18 protein-coding genes are annotated in these 13,968 nt (G+C 63.2%); 9 read left to right on the top strand and 9 right to left on the bottom strand.

From position 1 onward, the window contains the following. Positions 1-31 precede the first annotated feature (31 nt). From KVO92_RS17805 to KVO92_RS17815, 3 genes are all read left to right on the top strand, one after another. On the top strand, positions 32-388 hold the full coding sequence (locus KVO92_RS17805) for a PilZ domain-containing protein (protein ID WP_019342489.1): 357 nt from the start codon (positions 32-34) through the stop codon (positions 386-388). Positions 389-481: 93 nt separating this feature from the next. Next, positions 482-1,267, top strand: a complete 786-nt coding sequence (locus tag KVO92_RS17810; RefSeq protein ID WP_217476858.1) for a TatD family hydrolase — start codon at positions 482-484, stop codon at positions 1,265-1,267. Between the two features lie 170 nt (positions 1,268-1,437). Beyond that, on the top strand, positions 1,438-2,835 hold the full coding sequence (locus tag KVO92_RS17815; protein ID WP_217476859.1) for an amino acid permease: 1,398 nt from the start codon (positions 1,438-1,440) through the stop codon (positions 2,833-2,835). 220 nt (positions 2,836-3,055) lie between these two features. On the opposite strand, the gene KVO92_RS17820 is transcribed toward KVO92_RS17815, so the two are convergent. Continuing rightward, positions 3,056-4,189, bottom strand: coding sequence for an aminotransferase class V-fold PLP-dependent enzyme (locus KVO92_RS17820; protein WP_217476860.1), 1,134 nt, complete (start codon positions 4,187-4,189; stop codon positions 3,056-3,058). A gap of 72 nt (positions 4,190-4,261) precedes the next feature. Between KVO92_RS17820 and KVO92_RS17825 the strand changes: the two genes are divergently transcribed. From KVO92_RS17825 to KVO92_RS17835, 3 genes are all read left to right on the top strand, one after another. Then, positions 4,262-4,882 carry a TetR/AcrR family transcriptional regulator gene (locus KVO92_RS17825; protein WP_217476861.1) on the top strand — a complete coding sequence of 207 codons (621 nt, stop codon included), beginning with the start codon at positions 4,262-4,264 and terminating at the stop codon, positions 4,880-4,882. Positions 4,883-5,146: 264 nt separating this feature from the next. Beyond that, the gene (locus tag KVO92_RS17830; protein WP_217476862.1) at positions 5,147-5,749 is read left to right on the top strand and encodes a DUF4823 domain-containing protein; all 603 of its coding nucleotides are present in this window, start codon (positions 5,147-5,149) and stop codon (positions 5,747-5,749) included. 9 nt (positions 5,750-5,758) lie between these two features. Then, positions 5,759-6,325 carry a DUF1285 domain-containing protein gene (locus KVO92_RS17835; RefSeq protein WP_217476863.1) on the top strand — a complete coding sequence of 189 codons (567 nt, stop codon included), beginning with the start codon at positions 5,759-5,761 and terminating at the stop codon, positions 6,323-6,325. A gap of 69 nt (positions 6,326-6,394) precedes the next feature. On the opposite strand, the gene KVO92_RS17840 is transcribed toward KVO92_RS17835, so the two are convergent. The 3 genes from KVO92_RS17840 to dapE form a co-directional block, all read right to left on the bottom strand. After that, positions 6,395-6,766, bottom strand: a complete 372-nt coding sequence (locus KVO92_RS17840; RefSeq protein ID WP_217476864.1) for a hypothetical protein — start codon at positions 6,764-6,766, stop codon at positions 6,395-6,397. Positions 6,767-6,856: 90 nt separating this feature from the next. Continuing rightward, the gene (locus KVO92_RS17845; protein ID WP_217476865.1) at positions 6,857-7,663 is read right to left on the bottom strand and encodes a putative RNA methyltransferase; all 807 of its coding nucleotides are present in this window, start codon (positions 7,661-7,663) and stop codon (positions 6,857-6,859) included. Continuing rightward, a complete protein-coding gene (gene dapE, locus KVO92_RS17850; RefSeq protein ID WP_217476866.1) occupies positions 7,657-8,805 on the bottom strand; it encodes a succinyl-diaminopimelate desuccinylase in 1,149 nt (382 codons plus the stop codon). Before dapE ends, KVO92_RS17845 begins: the two co-directional genes overlap by 7 nt. Positions 8,806-8,994: 189 nt before the next feature. On the opposite strand from dapE, the gene tcdA reads away from it, so the two are divergent. Continuing rightward, positions 8,995-9,813, top strand: a complete 819-nt coding sequence (gene tcdA, locus KVO92_RS17855; RefSeq protein ID WP_217476867.1) for a tRNA cyclic N6-threonylcarbamoyladenosine(37) synthase TcdA — start codon at positions 8,995-8,997, stop codon at positions 9,811-9,813. A 9-nt stretch (positions 9,814-9,822) separates the two neighbouring features. Here tcdA and KVO92_RS17860 read toward each other — a convergent pair whose 3' ends face one another. The 5 genes from KVO92_RS17860 to KVO92_RS17880 all read right to left on the bottom strand — a co-directional run bounded on the left by KVO92_RS17860 (position 9,823) and on the right by KVO92_RS17880 (position 13,426). Beyond that, positions 9,823-10,236: a SufE family protein gene (locus tag KVO92_RS17860; protein ID WP_217476868.1), complete on the bottom strand. Its 414-nt coding sequence runs from the start codon at positions 10,234-10,236 to the stop codon at positions 9,823-9,825. Next, complete coding sequence (locus tag KVO92_RS17865; protein ID WP_217476869.1) at positions 10,233-11,438, bottom strand: aminotransferase class V-fold PLP-dependent enzyme; 1,206 nt, start codon at positions 11,436-11,438, stop codon at positions 10,233-10,235. Before KVO92_RS17865 ends, KVO92_RS17860 begins: the two co-directional genes overlap by 4 nt. Positions 11,439-11,549: 111 nt before the next feature. Then, the gene (gene dapD / locus KVO92_RS17870) at positions 11,550-12,584 is read right to left on the bottom strand and encodes a 2,3,4,5-tetrahydropyridine-2,6-dicarboxylate N-succinyltransferase (RefSeq protein ID WP_217476870.1); all 1,035 of its coding nucleotides are present in this window, start codon (positions 12,582-12,584) and stop codon (positions 11,550-11,552) included. Between the two features lie 41 nt (positions 12,585-12,625). Beyond that, positions 12,626-12,997: an ArsC family reductase gene (locus KVO92_RS17875; protein ID WP_217476871.1), complete on the bottom strand. Its 372-nt coding sequence runs from the start codon at positions 12,995-12,997 to the stop codon at positions 12,626-12,628. A 93-nt stretch (positions 12,998-13,090) separates the two neighbouring features. After that, positions 13,091-13,426, bottom strand: coding sequence for a thioredoxin family protein (locus KVO92_RS17880; RefSeq protein ID WP_217476872.1), 336 nt, complete (start codon positions 13,424-13,426; stop codon positions 13,091-13,093). Positions 13,427-13,562: 136 nt separating this feature from the next. On the opposite strand from KVO92_RS17880, the gene KVO92_RS17885 reads away from it, so the two are divergent. Both KVO92_RS17885 and KVO92_RS17890 read left to right on the top strand, forming a co-directional pair. Further along, positions 13,563-13,808 (top strand): hypothetical protein, encoded by a 246-nt coding sequence (locus KVO92_RS17885; RefSeq protein WP_217476873.1) that lies wholly within the window; start codon positions 13,563-13,565, stop codon positions 13,806-13,808. An 11-nt stretch (positions 13,809-13,819) separates the two neighbouring features. Continuing rightward, the gene (locus tag KVO92_RS17890; RefSeq protein ID WP_217476874.1) at positions 13,820-13,963 is read left to right on the top strand and encodes a hypothetical protein; all 144 of its coding nucleotides are present in this window, start codon (positions 13,820-13,822) and stop codon (positions 13,961-13,963) included. Positions 13,964-13,968: the final 5 nt, after the last annotated feature.

A 13,968-nucleotide genomic window follows, 5' to 3' on the forward strand; every position in this document is an offset into this window, starting at 1 on the left:
AATCCATCGCAACTGTTGTTAGGAATACCGCATGAGCCTGCCTGCAAATCTTGGTCCGCGTAACGGCATCCTGTCTCTGACCATCAAGGACAAGTCGGTGCTCTATGCGGCGTTCATGCCCTTCATCAAGCACGGTGGCCTGTTCATCCCCACCAACAAGAGCTACAAGCTCGGCGATGAAGTCTTCATGCTGCTGAGCCTGATGGACGAGCCGGAGAAGATCCCGGTCGCCGGCAAGGTCGTCTGGATTACGCCGAAAGGCGCGCAGGGCAACCGAGCGGCTGGGGTTGGCGTGCAATTCAACGAGGGCGACTCGACGGCCCGGAACAAGATCGAGACCTATCTGGCCGGTGCGATGAAATCGGACCGTCCCACACACACCATGTAAGGCGGGCCTCAGCCCAGGGCTGCGGCAAAGCGAAGCGCTTTGTGTAGCGTTACTGGCGCATGAACCCGCAGTCTGCAGTTCGAAATCTCTCTTATGTTGATCGACTCCCATTGCCATCTCGACCGTCTCGACCTGACCGCGCACGGCGGTTCGCTGGACGCTGCCCTGAATGCGGCGCGCGTTGCGGGGGTCGGGCATTTCCTCTGTATAGGCGTGAGTGCCGATAACGCCGCCACGGTAAAACGGCTGGCTGAGCAGTATGTCGATGTGGACTGCTCGGTGGGCGTGCATCCGTTGGATCTCGAGCCGGGCGCCGAGCCGGCACTGGACTGGCTGCTAAGTGAACTGGCTCACCCCCATGTCGTGGCCATCGGCGAAACCGGTCTGGATTATCACTACGAGCCCGAATCCGCCGCGCTGCAGCAGGCTTCGTTCCGGCTGCATCTGGACGCGGCGCGTATCACTGGCAAGCCGGTGATCGTACACACCCGCGCGGCGCGCGCCGACACGCTCGAGTTACTTCGCGAAGCGGCCTTGCCACAGGCCGGCGTGCTGCATTGCTTTACCGAAGATTGGGACATGGCCAGGGCTGCGCTCGACCTTGGCTTCTACATTTCCTTGTCTGGCATCGTCACCTTCCGCAACGCCGAGGCGCTGCGAGATGTGGCGCGTCGGGTGCCGGCTGACCGCCTACTGGTCGAAACGGATTCACCCTATCTCGCGCCGGTTCCCTACCGCGGCAAGCCCAACCTGCCGCAGTACGTGCGCGAAGTCGCCGAGTTTATCGCGCAGGTGCGCGGGGTCGATTACCCGCTCCTGGCCGAGCAGACCACCGCCAATTTCAAGCAGCTCTTCCCCCTGGCTCGTGTGGCGGGCTGAGCGAGCGATCGTCAACACAAACCGAGCGCAAGGCTTAATGCGCTGATGCCGTGTACAATCCGCGCCGCTTCGCCCTGCATGCGAAACATGGCATGCGGGCGCGATAGTTCCGCTCGGTTCATGTCGCAACCACCGAGCCGTTTCCCGTCACAGACCTATCAAGGTGACGCATGCCCAGCGAGACGCTGCATCCCGGGACGCTGCAACGCGGCCTGAAAAACCGACACATCCAATTGATCGCACTTGGTGGCGCCATCGGCACGGGGCTGTTTCTCGGCTCGGCTGGCGTGCTGCGCAGTGCCGGCCCGTCGATGATTCTTGGCTATGCGATCGGCGGACTGATTGCTTTTTTGATCATGCGGCAGCTCGGCGAGATGATCGTGGAAGAACCCGTTGCAGGTTCGTTCAGCCATTTCGCGCACAAATACTGGACGCCTTATGCGGGCTTCCTTTCCGGGTGGAACTACTGGGTACTGTATGTGCTGGTGGGCATGGCCGAGCTGACCGCGGTCGGTAAGTATGTGCAGTTCTGGTGGCCGGAAATACCGACCTGGGCAACGGCCGCGGCCTTTTTCGTGCTGATCAACCTCATCAACCTGGTCAACGTGAAAGCCTTCGGCGAGACCGAGTTCTGGTTCGCGATCATTAAAGTGGGCGCCATCATCGGCATGATCGCACTGGGCTTGTACCTGCTGCTCAGCGGCGAAGGCGGCGAGCAGGCCAGCTTCAGCAACCTCTGGAGCCACGGCGGCTTTTTCCCCAACGGCGTCAGCGGAATGATCATGGCCTTGGCCATCATCATGTTCTCTTTCGGCGGGCTGGAACTGGTGGGTATCACCGCCGCGGAAGCCTCAGACCCCAGGACCGTCATTCCCAAGGCCATCAACCAGGTGGTCTACCGGATTCTGATCTTCTACATCGGCGCGCTGAGCGTCCTGCTGGCGCTGTATCCCTGGGATACCCTGCTGCAGACGCTCGGTGCCGCCGGCGATCCCTATAGCGGCAGCCCCTTCGTGCAGATTTTCTCGCTGATTGGCAGCGATACCGCGGCGCATGTGCTGAACTTCGTGGTGCTGACCGCGGCGCTCTCGGTATACAACAGCGGCGTCTACTGTAACAGCCGGATGCTCTACGGCCTGGCCGAGCAGGGCGATGCGCCGAAGGTACTGCTGGCGGTCAATCGTCGCGGCGTACCCGTGCTGGCCATCGCCTTCTCGGCGCTTGTAACCATGCTCTGCGTGCTGGTGAATTATGTGCTGCCGCAGAACGCCCTCGAATTGCTGATGTCGCTGGTGGTCGCGGCCTTGCTGATCAACTGGGCGATGATCAGCCTGGCCCACCTGAAATTTCGCAAGGCGATGACCAGCCAGGGCATAACGCCTTCGTTCAAGGCGTTCTGGTATCCGTTCAGCAATTATCTGTGCTTGGTGTTCGTCGCGCTGATCGCCGCCATCATGCTATCCATGCCCGGGTTGCGCACCTCGATCATCGCCATACCACTATGGGCGTTGTTCATCTGGGGATGCTTCCGGCTTCGGCAATGGCGGCGGCAAGTTGCCCTTGGTTGAGGCGACGCACAGAGTTATCTGCAAAAAAAACCCGGCTTCGTAAGGAGCCGGGCCAAGACCATTAGGAGTAATGAGGTCACGTCCTCGTTCCCTCAGCTGGCCGAGCATTGGGGGGATTGCGCGGCCAGTGACTGAAGTATTGGCCCGTATCGGCGATCCTGCCGGTGGAATCGCCGCCTTTTTAAAACGGATTTGGAATAGTCAGGCGGACCTTGATCGCCTACCTTGCGTGCAGGTTGCCGATGACGGCCAACGTCTGTTCGATCACTTCCGCACGGGTGTAGAAGTGGGGCGACAACCGCACGCCTCCGCCGCGAAGCGCACAAACGATCTGCTCCGTTTTGAGCTGCTCGAACAGCGCCGCGTTATCCCAGCCATCGACTCTGAACGTGACGATCCCGGCGCGTCTTAGCGGATCGCTTGGGCTCAGCGGGGTAACGCCTGGCATGGCGGACAACGCGTGATGCAGGTGGTCGATGCGCTCGGCCAGCGCCTGGCCTACGTGGGCCATACCGACCTCTTCGAGCAGCGACAAGCTCGCTTCCAGCGCCATCGCACCGAGCATGTTGGGGCTGCCGCATTCGAACCGACGCGCGCTGCGCGCCGGCTGCCAGTCGACGCGGTCGTAGTCGCCGGCATGCTCGAGCATGTGCCAGCCGTATTCATGGAGCTGCAATTGGTCGCGTAGGTCACTGCGGCAGTAAAAAACACCCAGCCCTTCGGGCCCCAGGAGCCACTTGTGCCCGTCCGCCATGGCGAAGGCGCATTTGTACTGCTGCACATCGAAAGGCAGCGCGCCGAGCTGCTGGATCGCGTCGATGCACAGCAACACGCCACGCTGCTCACAGCCCTCACCCAGCCGGGGCAGGTCGAGCCGCAAGCCGCTGGCGTACTGAACGGCACTGATTGCCAGCAGGCGTACCTTGGGGCCGCAGGCCGCGAGCAGGGCGCCTTCCGGGTCGTCGCCCTTGAGGCTGACTTGAATCACCTCCACGCCTCGCGGCCGCAGCGCCTCCCAGACGACCCGATTGGAGGGGAATTCCTCGTCGCTGATGATGATCTGGTCGCCGGCTTTCCAGTCCAGGCCGAACGCGACGAATGACAGCGCCTCGGACGTGTTTTTCACCAGCGCGATGTCGGCAGGGGCGGGCGCGTTCAGCAACCGGGCCAGACGAACCCGCAGCCGGTTCTCGACCGTGAGCCACTGCGGGTAGTCGCGGGCACCGACTGTCATGTTCTGCTGGGCGAAGGCCGTCACCGCTTCGGTCGCGCGGCGAGGCCAGGGAGCGACGGCTGCGTGATTCAGGTATCGCAGCCCTTCGATATGAGGAAATTCGTCATTCAGTGAACTCATGGGCGATGTTCCGTGCATTTTCTGACTAGATAGGCATAATCATCTGCTTCAATTTTCAAGCCGCAGTCTCCTATGCAAAATGAACCTCGGAAGGTCCGTGAATTCCGCCGTCGCGAACAAGAAATTCTCGATACCGCGCTTCAGCTGTTCCTCGAACAAGGAGAGGACAGCGTCACCGTCGAGATGATCGCCGACAGGGTCGGCATCGGCAAAGGCACCATCTACAAGCACTTCAAGTCCAAGGCCGAAATCTACCTGCGGCTCATGCTCGATTACGAGCGTGACCTGAACGAGCTGTTGCATTCGCCCAGCCTCGATCAGGACAAGGAAGCCCTGTCGCGCGCTTACTTCGAGTTCCGCATGCGTGATCCGCAGCGCTACCGCTTGTTCGACCGTCTCGAGGAAAAGGTGGTCAAGGGCAACCAGGTGCCGGACATGGTGGAGGAGCTGCACCGGATCCGCGCGTCGAATTTCGAACACCTTACGCAACTGATCAAGGGGCGTATCGAAGCAGGCAAGCTCGAAGACGTGCCGCCTTACTTCCATTACTGCGCGGCCTGGGCATTGGTACACGGCGCCGTGGCGCTGTATCACTCGCCGTTCTGGAGCAACGTTCTCGAGGATCAGGAAGGCTTCTTCCAGTTCCTGATGGATATCGGCGTGCGCATGGGGAACAAGCGCAAGCGCGACTAGCCGGCTGCCGCCAGGCCACGTGCATTGCCTGGCGAACACGCGGATCCTGCCGCAAGGGCGCCCAACATTGCTCTCGCTTCGACTTGGCCGATGCCCTCGTAGGTCGTTGCTCCTAACGGATTGCAGACACTGAAGGCGAGCCCCAATCGTTCACCGCTGCTCGCCCGGTATCGACATCTGCGACGCCCAGGTTGGCAGAGCTGGCGTGGTTAGTGCATTGCTTCGCCAGAATCGTCGGTTTTCAGTCAGTGGCAGGAGCAGCAAATGAAAGTGGTTGGCCTTGTTGTGGCAATGCTCGTCTTGAGCGGCTGCATGAACGTCAGTGATCTGGCCGAGGGCGCTCGTTATCAGCTCAGCGACGTAGGTGTGCTCGACCACAGCGAAACCGTGCGGTCGACCTCCTGGCGTCTGCAGCCCGACTCGTTCATCTATATCGCGCAAGGCCATTTCGTCCCACCCGGCAACGCTTATCCTCGGCCGAACGTGGTTGCCGAAGAAGCCTTCAAGGGCTTCGTCGAGTACTTTCCGCTGGTCAGGCGCGCAGCCGAACCGGCCGGACTGGATGAGGCATTGAACCAAGCGCGGGCAGCTGGTGCCCATTACTTGCTATATACGCGATTCGCCGCGGCGGATGACCGGATCGGCAGCTTCGATGAGCTCAATGACCAGCGCGCGCTGGATCGCCTGGGTGTCGATACCAGTGTCATTCAGCTGATGCTGATCGAGACCGGAAACCACTATCTGGTCGATACCGCCCGCATCCGCAGTCGCGGTGGGTTGCTGAACATTTACGATGCGACGCCGCAGGTCTTGTTGGGACCGCCCTTGCGCGACTACGCCCGACGCCTGACAGGCCTCAGCCGTTAAGGAGCGCACATGAGCGATGCTGGAAAAGCCGCGAACCTGCTCGATCAGATTGCCCAGTCCGGAAGCAAGGGCTTGCCGCCGGTGCACCTGTGGAACCCGCCATTTTGTGGCGATCTGGACATGCGGATCGCGCGTGACGGTCGCTGGTACTACATGGGTACGCCAATCGGGCGCCCGGCCATGGTTCGGCTGTTTTCCACCGTGATTCGGCGGGACGGCGACGACTATTTCCTGGTGACGCCGGTGGAGAAGGTCGGCATTACCGTAGACGATGCGCCGTTCGTGGCCGTCGAGCTGTCGGTCGATGGGGTGGGGGAGGCGCAGGTGCTGCGCTTCGTCACCAATGTCGGTGACGAAACCGAAGCGGGAGCGGAACACCCGATACGGGTCGAGATCGATCCGCAAACCCAGGAGCCGGCGCCCTATGTGCTGGTACGCGCGAACCTGGAAGCGCTGATTCATCGCAACGTGTTCTACCAGCTCGTCGAGCTGGCGGTGCCGCAGGATATCGAGGGTGTCAGTTGGCTGGGTGTCTGGAGCCATGGCCAGTTCTTTCCGATCGGGCGTGCCGAATAACCTGAACGGAACGCAGCCTCTGGCCGCCTTGCGACGGAACGGGGCCGCTTCAGCCCCGTTGGCTTTCGCTCAATCAGTACGCCAGAGAATTTCCGCTTCGCCGCGCTCGCTGATGCTGATCCAGCGATCGGCGTCCTCTACCGACTCCTCTTCCTGCCAGCCACCTGGCGCACAGCGAATTTCCACGCCCAGCGCCTGATAGGCCGCGCGGGCGCAGGCGACGTCGTCCTCCCATGGGGTCGCGTCGCTTTCCAGCAACAGGCTGTGCCACTTGCCGACGGCCTTGGGTAACCAGGTCACCGGTATGTCGCCAGCCTTGCACTTGAAGGTGTGGCCCTTGGGCTGCCAGGGAGAGCAGGGCCCGACAGCCTGGTCGAGCCATTGGGTTACGGCGTCCTGGCTGGCGTCCCTGAGGTAGATCTCGATGTCCGGTTGACGCATGGGCGATGGCCTTGTCTGTGAGGTTGCGAGCCTGTGGCGGCTGGGGCGACGTGGCACCGGCCGCGTCAGGAGCGTCTTGTCTTGAAGGTTCTAGCGGTCTCGCTCGATCCAATCGTAGCGTATCGCAACCCGAACCTTGAGCGGTGTGTCGATCACCTTGGCGCGGCGTTCGGCGCTGGCGCGCCAGCCATGCGGGGTCATGGCCAGCAGATCGGCGCGGGCCTGGGCGTCATCGAGCAGCAACTCGTAGGTGAGCGTCTCGCTAGCCGCCAGGTGCATACCCTGAGGGATCAGCGACAGGTGCTTTTCGTCATCATAATCGCGTATTTCGTCGTACAGCAGACCGCGTAGTTCCCACAGATGCTCGCGAGTCGGCCCCATGCGCAGGAGGCCACCGCCGGGCGCGAGCAGGCGGTGGGCTTCGTCCCAGTCCAGCGGGCTGAAGACGCTGGCCAACAGAGTGCAGCTGCCATCGGCCAGCGGCACCCGCGCCATGCTCGCCACCAGCCATTCCAGCTGCGGCGCACGTTTGCAGGCACGTTTGATCGCTTCGCGAGAAATATCCAGCGCATAGCCATCGGCATCCGGCAGTGCCTGGGCGATCTGGGCGGTGTAGTACCCCTCGCCACAGCCGATATCCAACCAGCGCGTCGGCAATCGCTCACCCGCCAGCTGCGCCAGGCGCGCGGCCAGCGGCGCATAGTGGCCGCCGTCGAGAAAGCGCCGACGAGCCTCGACCATGGCTTGGTTGTCACCCGGCGCACGACTGTTCTTGTGCTGCACGGGCAGCAGGTTCAGGTAACCCTGGCGGGCGCGATCGAAGCGGTGATTGGCCGGGCAGGCGACGCCGTTGTCGACTGCCACGAGCGCGGCTTGGCAGAGCGGACAGATCAGCATGCGAGCAGGTTGACCAGTGTCTGGTAATAGATTTCGGTCAGCAGATCGAGATCGCTGGCGAGGATGTGTTCGTCCACTTGATGGATCGTCGCGTTGACCGGGCCCAGCTCGACTACCTGGGTGCCGAGCGTGGCGATGAAACGCCCGTCGGACGTGCCGCCACTGGTCGAGGGGGTGGTCTCGCGCCCGGTGACGCTACGAATCGCGGCGGCCACGCCGTCGAGCAGTTCCCCCGGTTCGGTGAGAAAGGGCAGCCCCGACAGCGCCCAGTCGACGCTCCAATCCAGGCCGTGTTTGTCGAGAATCGCTGCGGTGCGTTGCTGCAAGGCTTCGACGGTGGACTCGGTGGAGAAACGGAAGTTGAACACCGCTTCCAGGGTGCCGGGAATCACGTTGGTCGCGCCGGTGCCCGAATTCAGGTTAGAGATCTGGAAGCTGGTGGGTGGGAAAAACGGGTTGCCATCGTCCCAGTGCTCGGCAGCCAGTTCGGCCAGCGCGGGCGCGGCGAGGTGAATCGGGTTCTTCGCCAGGTGCGGGTAGGCCACATGGCCTTGCTGGCCGCGTACGGTCAGGGTGCCGCCGAGCGAGCCACGGCGGCCATTCTTGACCACGTCGCCGACCTGGCTGGTGCTCGACGGCTCGCCGACAATGCACCAGTCCAGCCGCTGGCCGCGTTCGCGCAGGCGTTCGACCACGGCCTTAGTGCCGTGGTGGGCCGGGCCTTCCTCGTCGCTGGTAATCAGAAAGGCGATCTGGCCCTTGTGGGTTGGATGAGTCGCGGTGAAGCGCTCCACGGCTACGATCATCGACGCCAGACTGCCCTTCATGTCCGCTGCACCACGGCCGTGGAGCATGCCGTGCTCGTCGATGCGTGCGGCGAAGGGCGGGTTGTGCCAGGCCTGTAGTGGGCCGGTGGGCACCACGTCGGTGTGACCGGCAAAGCAGAGTACCGGACCTTCATGACCGCGAATCGCCCAGAAGTTCTCGACGTCCTCGATGTGCATCGGCTCGATGGCGAAGCCGCAGGCGGCCAGACGCTCGCACATCAACTGCTGACAGCCCTCGTCCAGTGGCGTGACCGAAGGCCTGTTGATCAGCTCACAGGCGAGTTCGAGAGTGGGGGAGAGGGCGGCGGTACTCATCACGGCTCCGGAGCGGGCGGGGGAAAGGGCGCCATATTAAATTAATTCGGCGAGCTGGGCGGCGCGAAAACGGATGCGATTGGCCAATCGCCGCCGCGGCGGCTGTGCCAGCCGGCGGCAAACCCAGGGCCTGGCTGGGAGCGGGCCGGTCGGCGCTCTATAATCGGCCGATAATATTCGGGGGATCACATGGCAATTGACGATCAACGTTTCGGCGGCATCGCCCGTCTGTACGGTGCCCAGGGGCTCGAGCGCCTGGCCGCCGCCCATGTGGCGGTGGTCGGTATCGGCGGCGTCGGCTCGTGGGCGGCCGAAGCGCTGGCACGCAGTGGCGTGGGTGAGATCAGCCTGTTCGATCTGGATGACGTCTGCATCACCAATACCAATCGCCAGGTGCACGCGCTGGAGGGCGCGGTCGGCAAACCCAAGGTCGACGAGATGGCCGCGCGGATCAAGGCGATCAACCCAGCGTGCCGGGTGCACGCGGTGGCCGATTTCGTTACGCGTGAGACCATGGCCGAATACATCACTGAGCAGCTGGACTGCGTCATCGACTGCATCGACAGCGTGCCGGCCAAGGCCGCGTTGATCGCCTGGTGCAAGCGTCGCAAGATCCAGATCATCGCTACCGGAGGCGCGGGAGGGCAGGTCGATCCGACGCAGATTCAGGTCACCGATCTGAACAAGACCTTCAACGATCCGCTTGCGGCGAAGGTGCGATCGTTGCTGCGGCGCGAATATAACTTTTCGCGTACGCCGGGCCGCACCTACAGCGTGCCCTGCGTGTTTTCCACCGAGCAGCTGCGTTATCCCAAGCCGGACGGCGGTGTCTGTCAGAGCAAGAGTTTCGTGGGTGAAGGGGTCAAGCTCGACTGTGCCGGCGGTTTCGGCGCGGCGATGATGGTTACCGCGAGCTTTGGTCTGGTGGCGGCGGCGCGGGCCGTGGACAAGCTGGTCGCAGGTGCGCGGCGGCCCGCCGAACGAACCCCGGGGCCGGCCAACCGTTGAGTTCGGGGCTTAGTCTGTCGACGCCAGCGCGCGCATCCGCTCCAACACGGCGTTCATGCCGTTGGCTCGGGACGGGCTGAGCTGACGGGACAGCCCCAGCTGGCTGAACCACTCCGCCACATCGACGCGCTGCAGTTCGCGCGCCTCCAGCCCATCGACCCGGGCCAGCAGGACGGCGAGCAGGCCACGCAACAGCCGCGCCTCACTGGTGCCGCGGAAATGCCACTGACCGTCGCGGCGTTCGCCCACCAGCCAGACCTTGCTCTCGCAGCCCGCCACGAGATTGGCGTCGTTGCGCTCGGCATCGGCGAGCGGCTGCAGGCAATCACCCCATTGCATCAACAACCGAGCGCGCTGCTCCCAGCCTGCCGCCTGCTGAAAGCTGTGCAGGGCGTCCATCGCCGCTTCGGGCAGATCGTTCATCGCAGCAGGTCCAATGCCTGATCCAGCGCGCCGAAGAAGCGCCCCAGATCGTCGCCGTCGTTGTATAGCCCGAGCGATACCCGAGTCGCGCCTTCCAGCCCTAGCGACTTCAACAGCGGTTGTGCGCAGTGAGTGCCACTGCGCACGGCGATGCCCTGATCGGTGAGTAGGTGGGCCAGGTCGCCATGATGGATGCCATCCACGGTAAAACTGGCCAGGGCGACTTGCGGCTCGCCGAGCAGCCTGACGCCGTCGCGAGCCGCCAGCCCATTCAGCAGTTCGCGGTGCAACGCCTGTTCATGGGCCGCTACCGCCGTAGCGTCGAGCTTCGACAGGTAATCCAGTGTCGCGCCGAGGCCGATGACGCCACCGATGGGTGGGGTACCGGCTTCGAACCCCAGCGGGGCGGCGTGGAACTCGGCGTGCTGGTAGTCGGCGATGCGGACCATTTCGCCGCCGAATTGCCAGTGCTTGAGCTTGAGCAGCGACTCGCCGCGCCCGTACAGTGCGCCGACGCCCTCCGGGCCGTAGAGCTTGTGGCAGGACAACACATAGAAATCGCAGGCCAGCGCCTGCATGTCGTGCCGACCATGCACCACGCCCTGCGCGCCGTCGACCACTGTCAGGGCGCCTTGCGCCTTGGCCAGCGGGAGTAGCTCCAGCAGCGGTTGCCAGCAGCCGGTCACGTTGGACAACTGACTGACGGCCAGCAGGCGCGTGCGCGCGCCGATGAGCTGCCTGGCGGCATCCATGTCGATGCGCCCGCGGGCATCCAGCGGCAGCACGACCAGCCTGGCGCCGCGGCGCTTGGCCAATTGCTGCCAGGGCAGCAGATTGGCGTGATGCTCCAGGGCGCTGACGAGGATTTCGTCATCGGCTTCGATCAGGTGTTCAAGCCCGTAGGCGAGTAGATTGAGCGCCTCGGTGGCGCCGCGGGTGAAGACGATTTCGGTCGGGCAGGAGGCATTCAGCCATTTGGCCACCTTGACGCGTGCCTCCTCGAACGCGCGCGTCGCACGTTCGGCTGGCTGGTGCTGGGCACGATGCACATTGGCGGTGCCGCAGGTGAAGTATCCCGTAAGGGCGTCGATCAGCGCCTGGGGTTTTTGCGCAGTGGCGGCACTGTCGAGATAGGTCTGACCCTGGGCTTCGAGGATGGCCAGAGCGGGGAAATCGGCACGCCAGGGGGATACAAGCGACATCGTTTTCGTCCTATGGCTTTGTGCCCGAAGCGGCTGGAGGCCTTGGGTAGAGCGGGGCAGGGTTGCCCACCGGCCCAGCCTTGGCCTCCAGCGCTTCGATCTGTTTCCAGCTTAGTTGTGCGCGTGCAGCGCTTCGTTCAGCTCGATCGCGGATTTGTGCGTCTTGCATTCGACCGCGCCGGTCAGCGAATTGCGGCGGAACAGCAGGTCGGTCTGGCCGGCCAGCTCGCGCGCCTTGACCACCTTGACCAGCTCGCCTTGCTCGTCGAGCAGGTTCACCTTGGTGCCGGCGGTGATGTACAAACCGGATTCCACGGTGTTGCGGTCACCCAACGGGATGCCGATGCCGGCGTTCGCACCGATCAGGCAGCCTTCGCCGACCGAGATGACGATGTTGCCGCCGCCGGACAGGGTGCCCATGGTCGAGCAACCGCCGCCCAGGTCTGAACCCTTGCCGACGAACACACCGGCCGATACGCGGCCTTCGATCATGCCCGGACCTGCGGTGCCGGCGTTGAAGTTGATGAAGCCTTCATGCATCACGGTGGTGCCTTCACCCACGTAGGCGCCGAGGCGGATTCGTGCGCTGTCGGCGATACGGACGCCGGCCGGAACCACGTAGTCGGTCATCTTCGGGAATTTGTCGACCGAGACGACTTCCAGCAGATAGCCCTTCAGGCGTGCTTCGAGCTGGCGTTCGGCCAGCTCGGCCAGGTCCACCGCGCCCTGGTTGGTCCAGGCGACGTTGGGCAGCAGCGGGAAAATGCCGGTCAGGTTCAGACCATGCGGTTTGACCAGACGATGGGAGATCAGGTGCAGCTTGAGGTAGGCTTCGGGCGTGGACGTCAGCGCCGCGTCTTCGGCCAGTAGCGTGACCACCAAAGGGCGCTGGCTCTCGGCCAGGCGCGTCAGCAGCGCGTGCTGAGTGGCGTCGATCGACTTCAGCGCATCGGCCAGCTGAGCGGCCTGGGTGGTGCTGATGGCGATCGCCTGGTTACCACCTTGATAGTTGAGCAGCGGTGCAATGGCGTCGACCAGCTCACCGGCCGGGCGCAGCAGCGGCTGCGCATAGAAGACTTCCAGCCAGGTGCCCTGACGGTTCTGGGTGCCGACGCCGAACGCCAGGCTGAATAGGGAGTTGCTCATAGGGGAGTCCTTAATCAATCGCAGTCTCTAGGGGAGCGCGTTCAGTTCTTGGCTGCCAGCTCGGCAGCGTAGGTGTCCGGCTTGAAGCCGATCAGCGTCTTGTCGCCGAGGTCGAGGACCGGACGCTTGATCATCGACGGCTGGACCAGCATCAGCTCGATGGCCTTGGCTTGGTCAAGATCGGCTTTCTGCGCATCGTCCAGTTTGCGGAAGGTGGTGCCGGCACGGTTGAGTACGGTCTGCCAGCCATGTTCTTCGCACCAGGCTTGCAGGTGGGCACGGTCGATACCGGCGCTCTTGTAATCATGAAAGGTGTAGCTCAGCCCCTGCTGGTCGAGCCAGGTGCGGGCCTTTTTCATCGTGTCGCACGCCTTGATGCCGTACAGGCACAGTCCGTTGTTTCGTTCAGGCATAACAGGCTCCGCATTCTCCGGCCAAACTGGACCGCGGATTATGCCACGGTGAGACGAAGCCTGCCGCTTGCCGGCTGCCTGGAAGGCTTCAGATTATCCGCTTGTCGCCTCGCCGCACTGGCGTAGCAATGCCTCGATCGGTTGGGTGCTGGTCGGGCGGACCACACGTCCCAGTTCTTCGCCGTTACGCATCAGGATCAGTGTCGGCCAGAGCTTGACGCGGAATGAGCGCCCCAGTGGGCGTCTCGGGCCATCCTCGATCTTCAGGTGGCGCAGTTCGCGGCCGGCCAGCGCACTGGCCAGCGGCGCCTGCGCGGCACGGCAGTGACCGCACCAGTCGGTGCCGAATTCGATCAGGGTGAAGCCGTCGAGCGCGTCGACTTCCTCGCGTGAGGGGGCGTTGGCGGTATAGGTCTCGTTCAGGGTCATGGCATGGCTCCCGTCGGCTGTTAAGGGATGGAGTCGCGGTGACAGTGCTCGGTTCAGCCACCGGTCGGCGGCCACGTTCGATCTTTTTCGCGCTGAGCGTTGTCCATTGATCACAATCGCAACGATGAGGTCATGTATGGCACGCAAGCATTTCGAACACCATGAGGCCATTTCCTCGGCCGTTCCTGCCGACGACGGTTTCGAGGCGGTGATTGCGGTCAAGCGCCGTGATAGCGATGACAACGTCCATGTATTCAAGGTCGCCAATGGACGGCGGTATGACCTCGCCTCCGAGGCCGATGTCGCCGCCGAGGCGGCGCTGACCAAGGTCCGGGAGGTCAGCGAGGACGGTGAGCTAATCTGGGAAGAGAACGCAATCTGACGGAGGACGCCATGAACGAGCCTGAAAAACCGGATGTCGATGAGCGTGACGAATGCGATGACACCGCCACGGATATTCCGGAGCACATGAAACCGGAAAACCTCGAGAAGCTGCGCGACTACGGCAAGGACATGATCCCGCCCGGGGTTGCCTGATGCGC

The organism is Stutzerimonas stutzeri (assembly GCF_019090095.1).
Classification (GTDB): Bacteria; Pseudomonadota; Gammaproteobacteria; order Pseudomonadales; family Pseudomonadaceae; genus Stutzerimonas; species Stutzerimonas stutzeri_AN.

Coding starts and splice junctions, on each gene's coding strand:
- KVO92_RS17875 (WP_217476871.1), bottom strand. CDS start 12,997: ATGCCTGAACGAAACAACGGACTGTGCCTGTACGGCATCAAGGCGTGC.
- KVO92_RS17880 (WP_217476872.1), bottom strand. CDS start 13,426: ATGACCCTGAACGAGACCTATACCGCCAACGCCCCCTCACGCGAGGAA.
- KVO92_RS17805 (WP_019342489.1), top strand. CDS start 32: ATGAGCCTGCCTGCAAATCTTGGTCCGCGTAACGGCATCCTGTCTCTG.
- KVO92_RS17820 (WP_217476860.1), bottom strand. CDS start 4,189: ATGAGTTCACTGAATGACGAATTTCCTCATATCGAAGGGCTGCGATAC.
- tcdA (WP_217476867.1), top strand. CDS start 8,995: ATGGCAATTGACGATCAACGTTTCGGCGGCATCGCCCGTCTGTACGGT.
- KVO92_RS17890 (WP_217476874.1), top strand. CDS start 13,820: ATGAACGAGCCTGAAAAACCGGATGTCGATGAGCGTGACGAATGCGAT.
- KVO92_RS17810 (WP_217476858.1), top strand. CDS start 482: ATGTTGATCGACTCCCATTGCCATCTCGACCGTCTCGACCTGACCGCG.
- KVO92_RS17865 (WP_217476869.1), bottom strand. CDS start 11,438: ATGTCGCTTGTATCCCCCTGGCGTGCCGATTTCCCCGCTCTGGCCATC.
- KVO92_RS17830 (WP_217476862.1), top strand. CDS start 5,147: ATGAAAGTGGTTGGCCTTGTTGTGGCAATGCTCGTCTTGAGCGGCTGC.
- KVO92_RS17845 (WP_217476865.1), bottom strand. CDS start 7,663: ATGCTGATCTGTCCGCTCTGCCAAGCCGCGCTCGTGGCAGTCGACAAC.
- KVO92_RS17835 (WP_217476863.1), top strand. CDS start 5,759: ATGAGCGATGCTGGAAAAGCCGCGAACCTGCTCGATCAGATTGCCCAG.
- dapE (WP_217476866.1), bottom strand. CDS start 8,805: ATGAGTACCGCCGCCCTCTCCCCCACTCTCGAACTCGCCTGTGAGCTG.
- KVO92_RS17885 (WP_217476873.1), top strand. CDS start 13,563: ATGGCACGCAAGCATTTCGAACACCATGAGGCCATTTCCTCGGCCGTT.
- KVO92_RS17825 (WP_217476861.1), top strand. CDS start 4,262: ATGCAAAATGAACCTCGGAAGGTCCGTGAATTCCGCCGTCGCGAACAA.
- dapD (WP_217476870.1), bottom strand. CDS start 12,584: ATGAGCAACTCCCTATTCAGCCTGGCGTTCGGCGTCGGCACCCAGAAC.
- KVO92_RS17860 (WP_217476868.1), bottom strand. CDS start 10,236: ATGAACGATCTGCCCGAAGCGGCGATGGACGCCCTGCACAGCTTTCAG.
- KVO92_RS17840 (WP_217476864.1), bottom strand. CDS start 6,766: ATGCGTCAACCGGACATCGAGATCTACCTCAGGGACGCCAGCCAGGAC.
- KVO92_RS17815 (WP_217476859.1), top strand. CDS start 1,438: ATGCCCAGCGAGACGCTGCATCCCGGGACGCTGCAACGCGGCCTGAAA.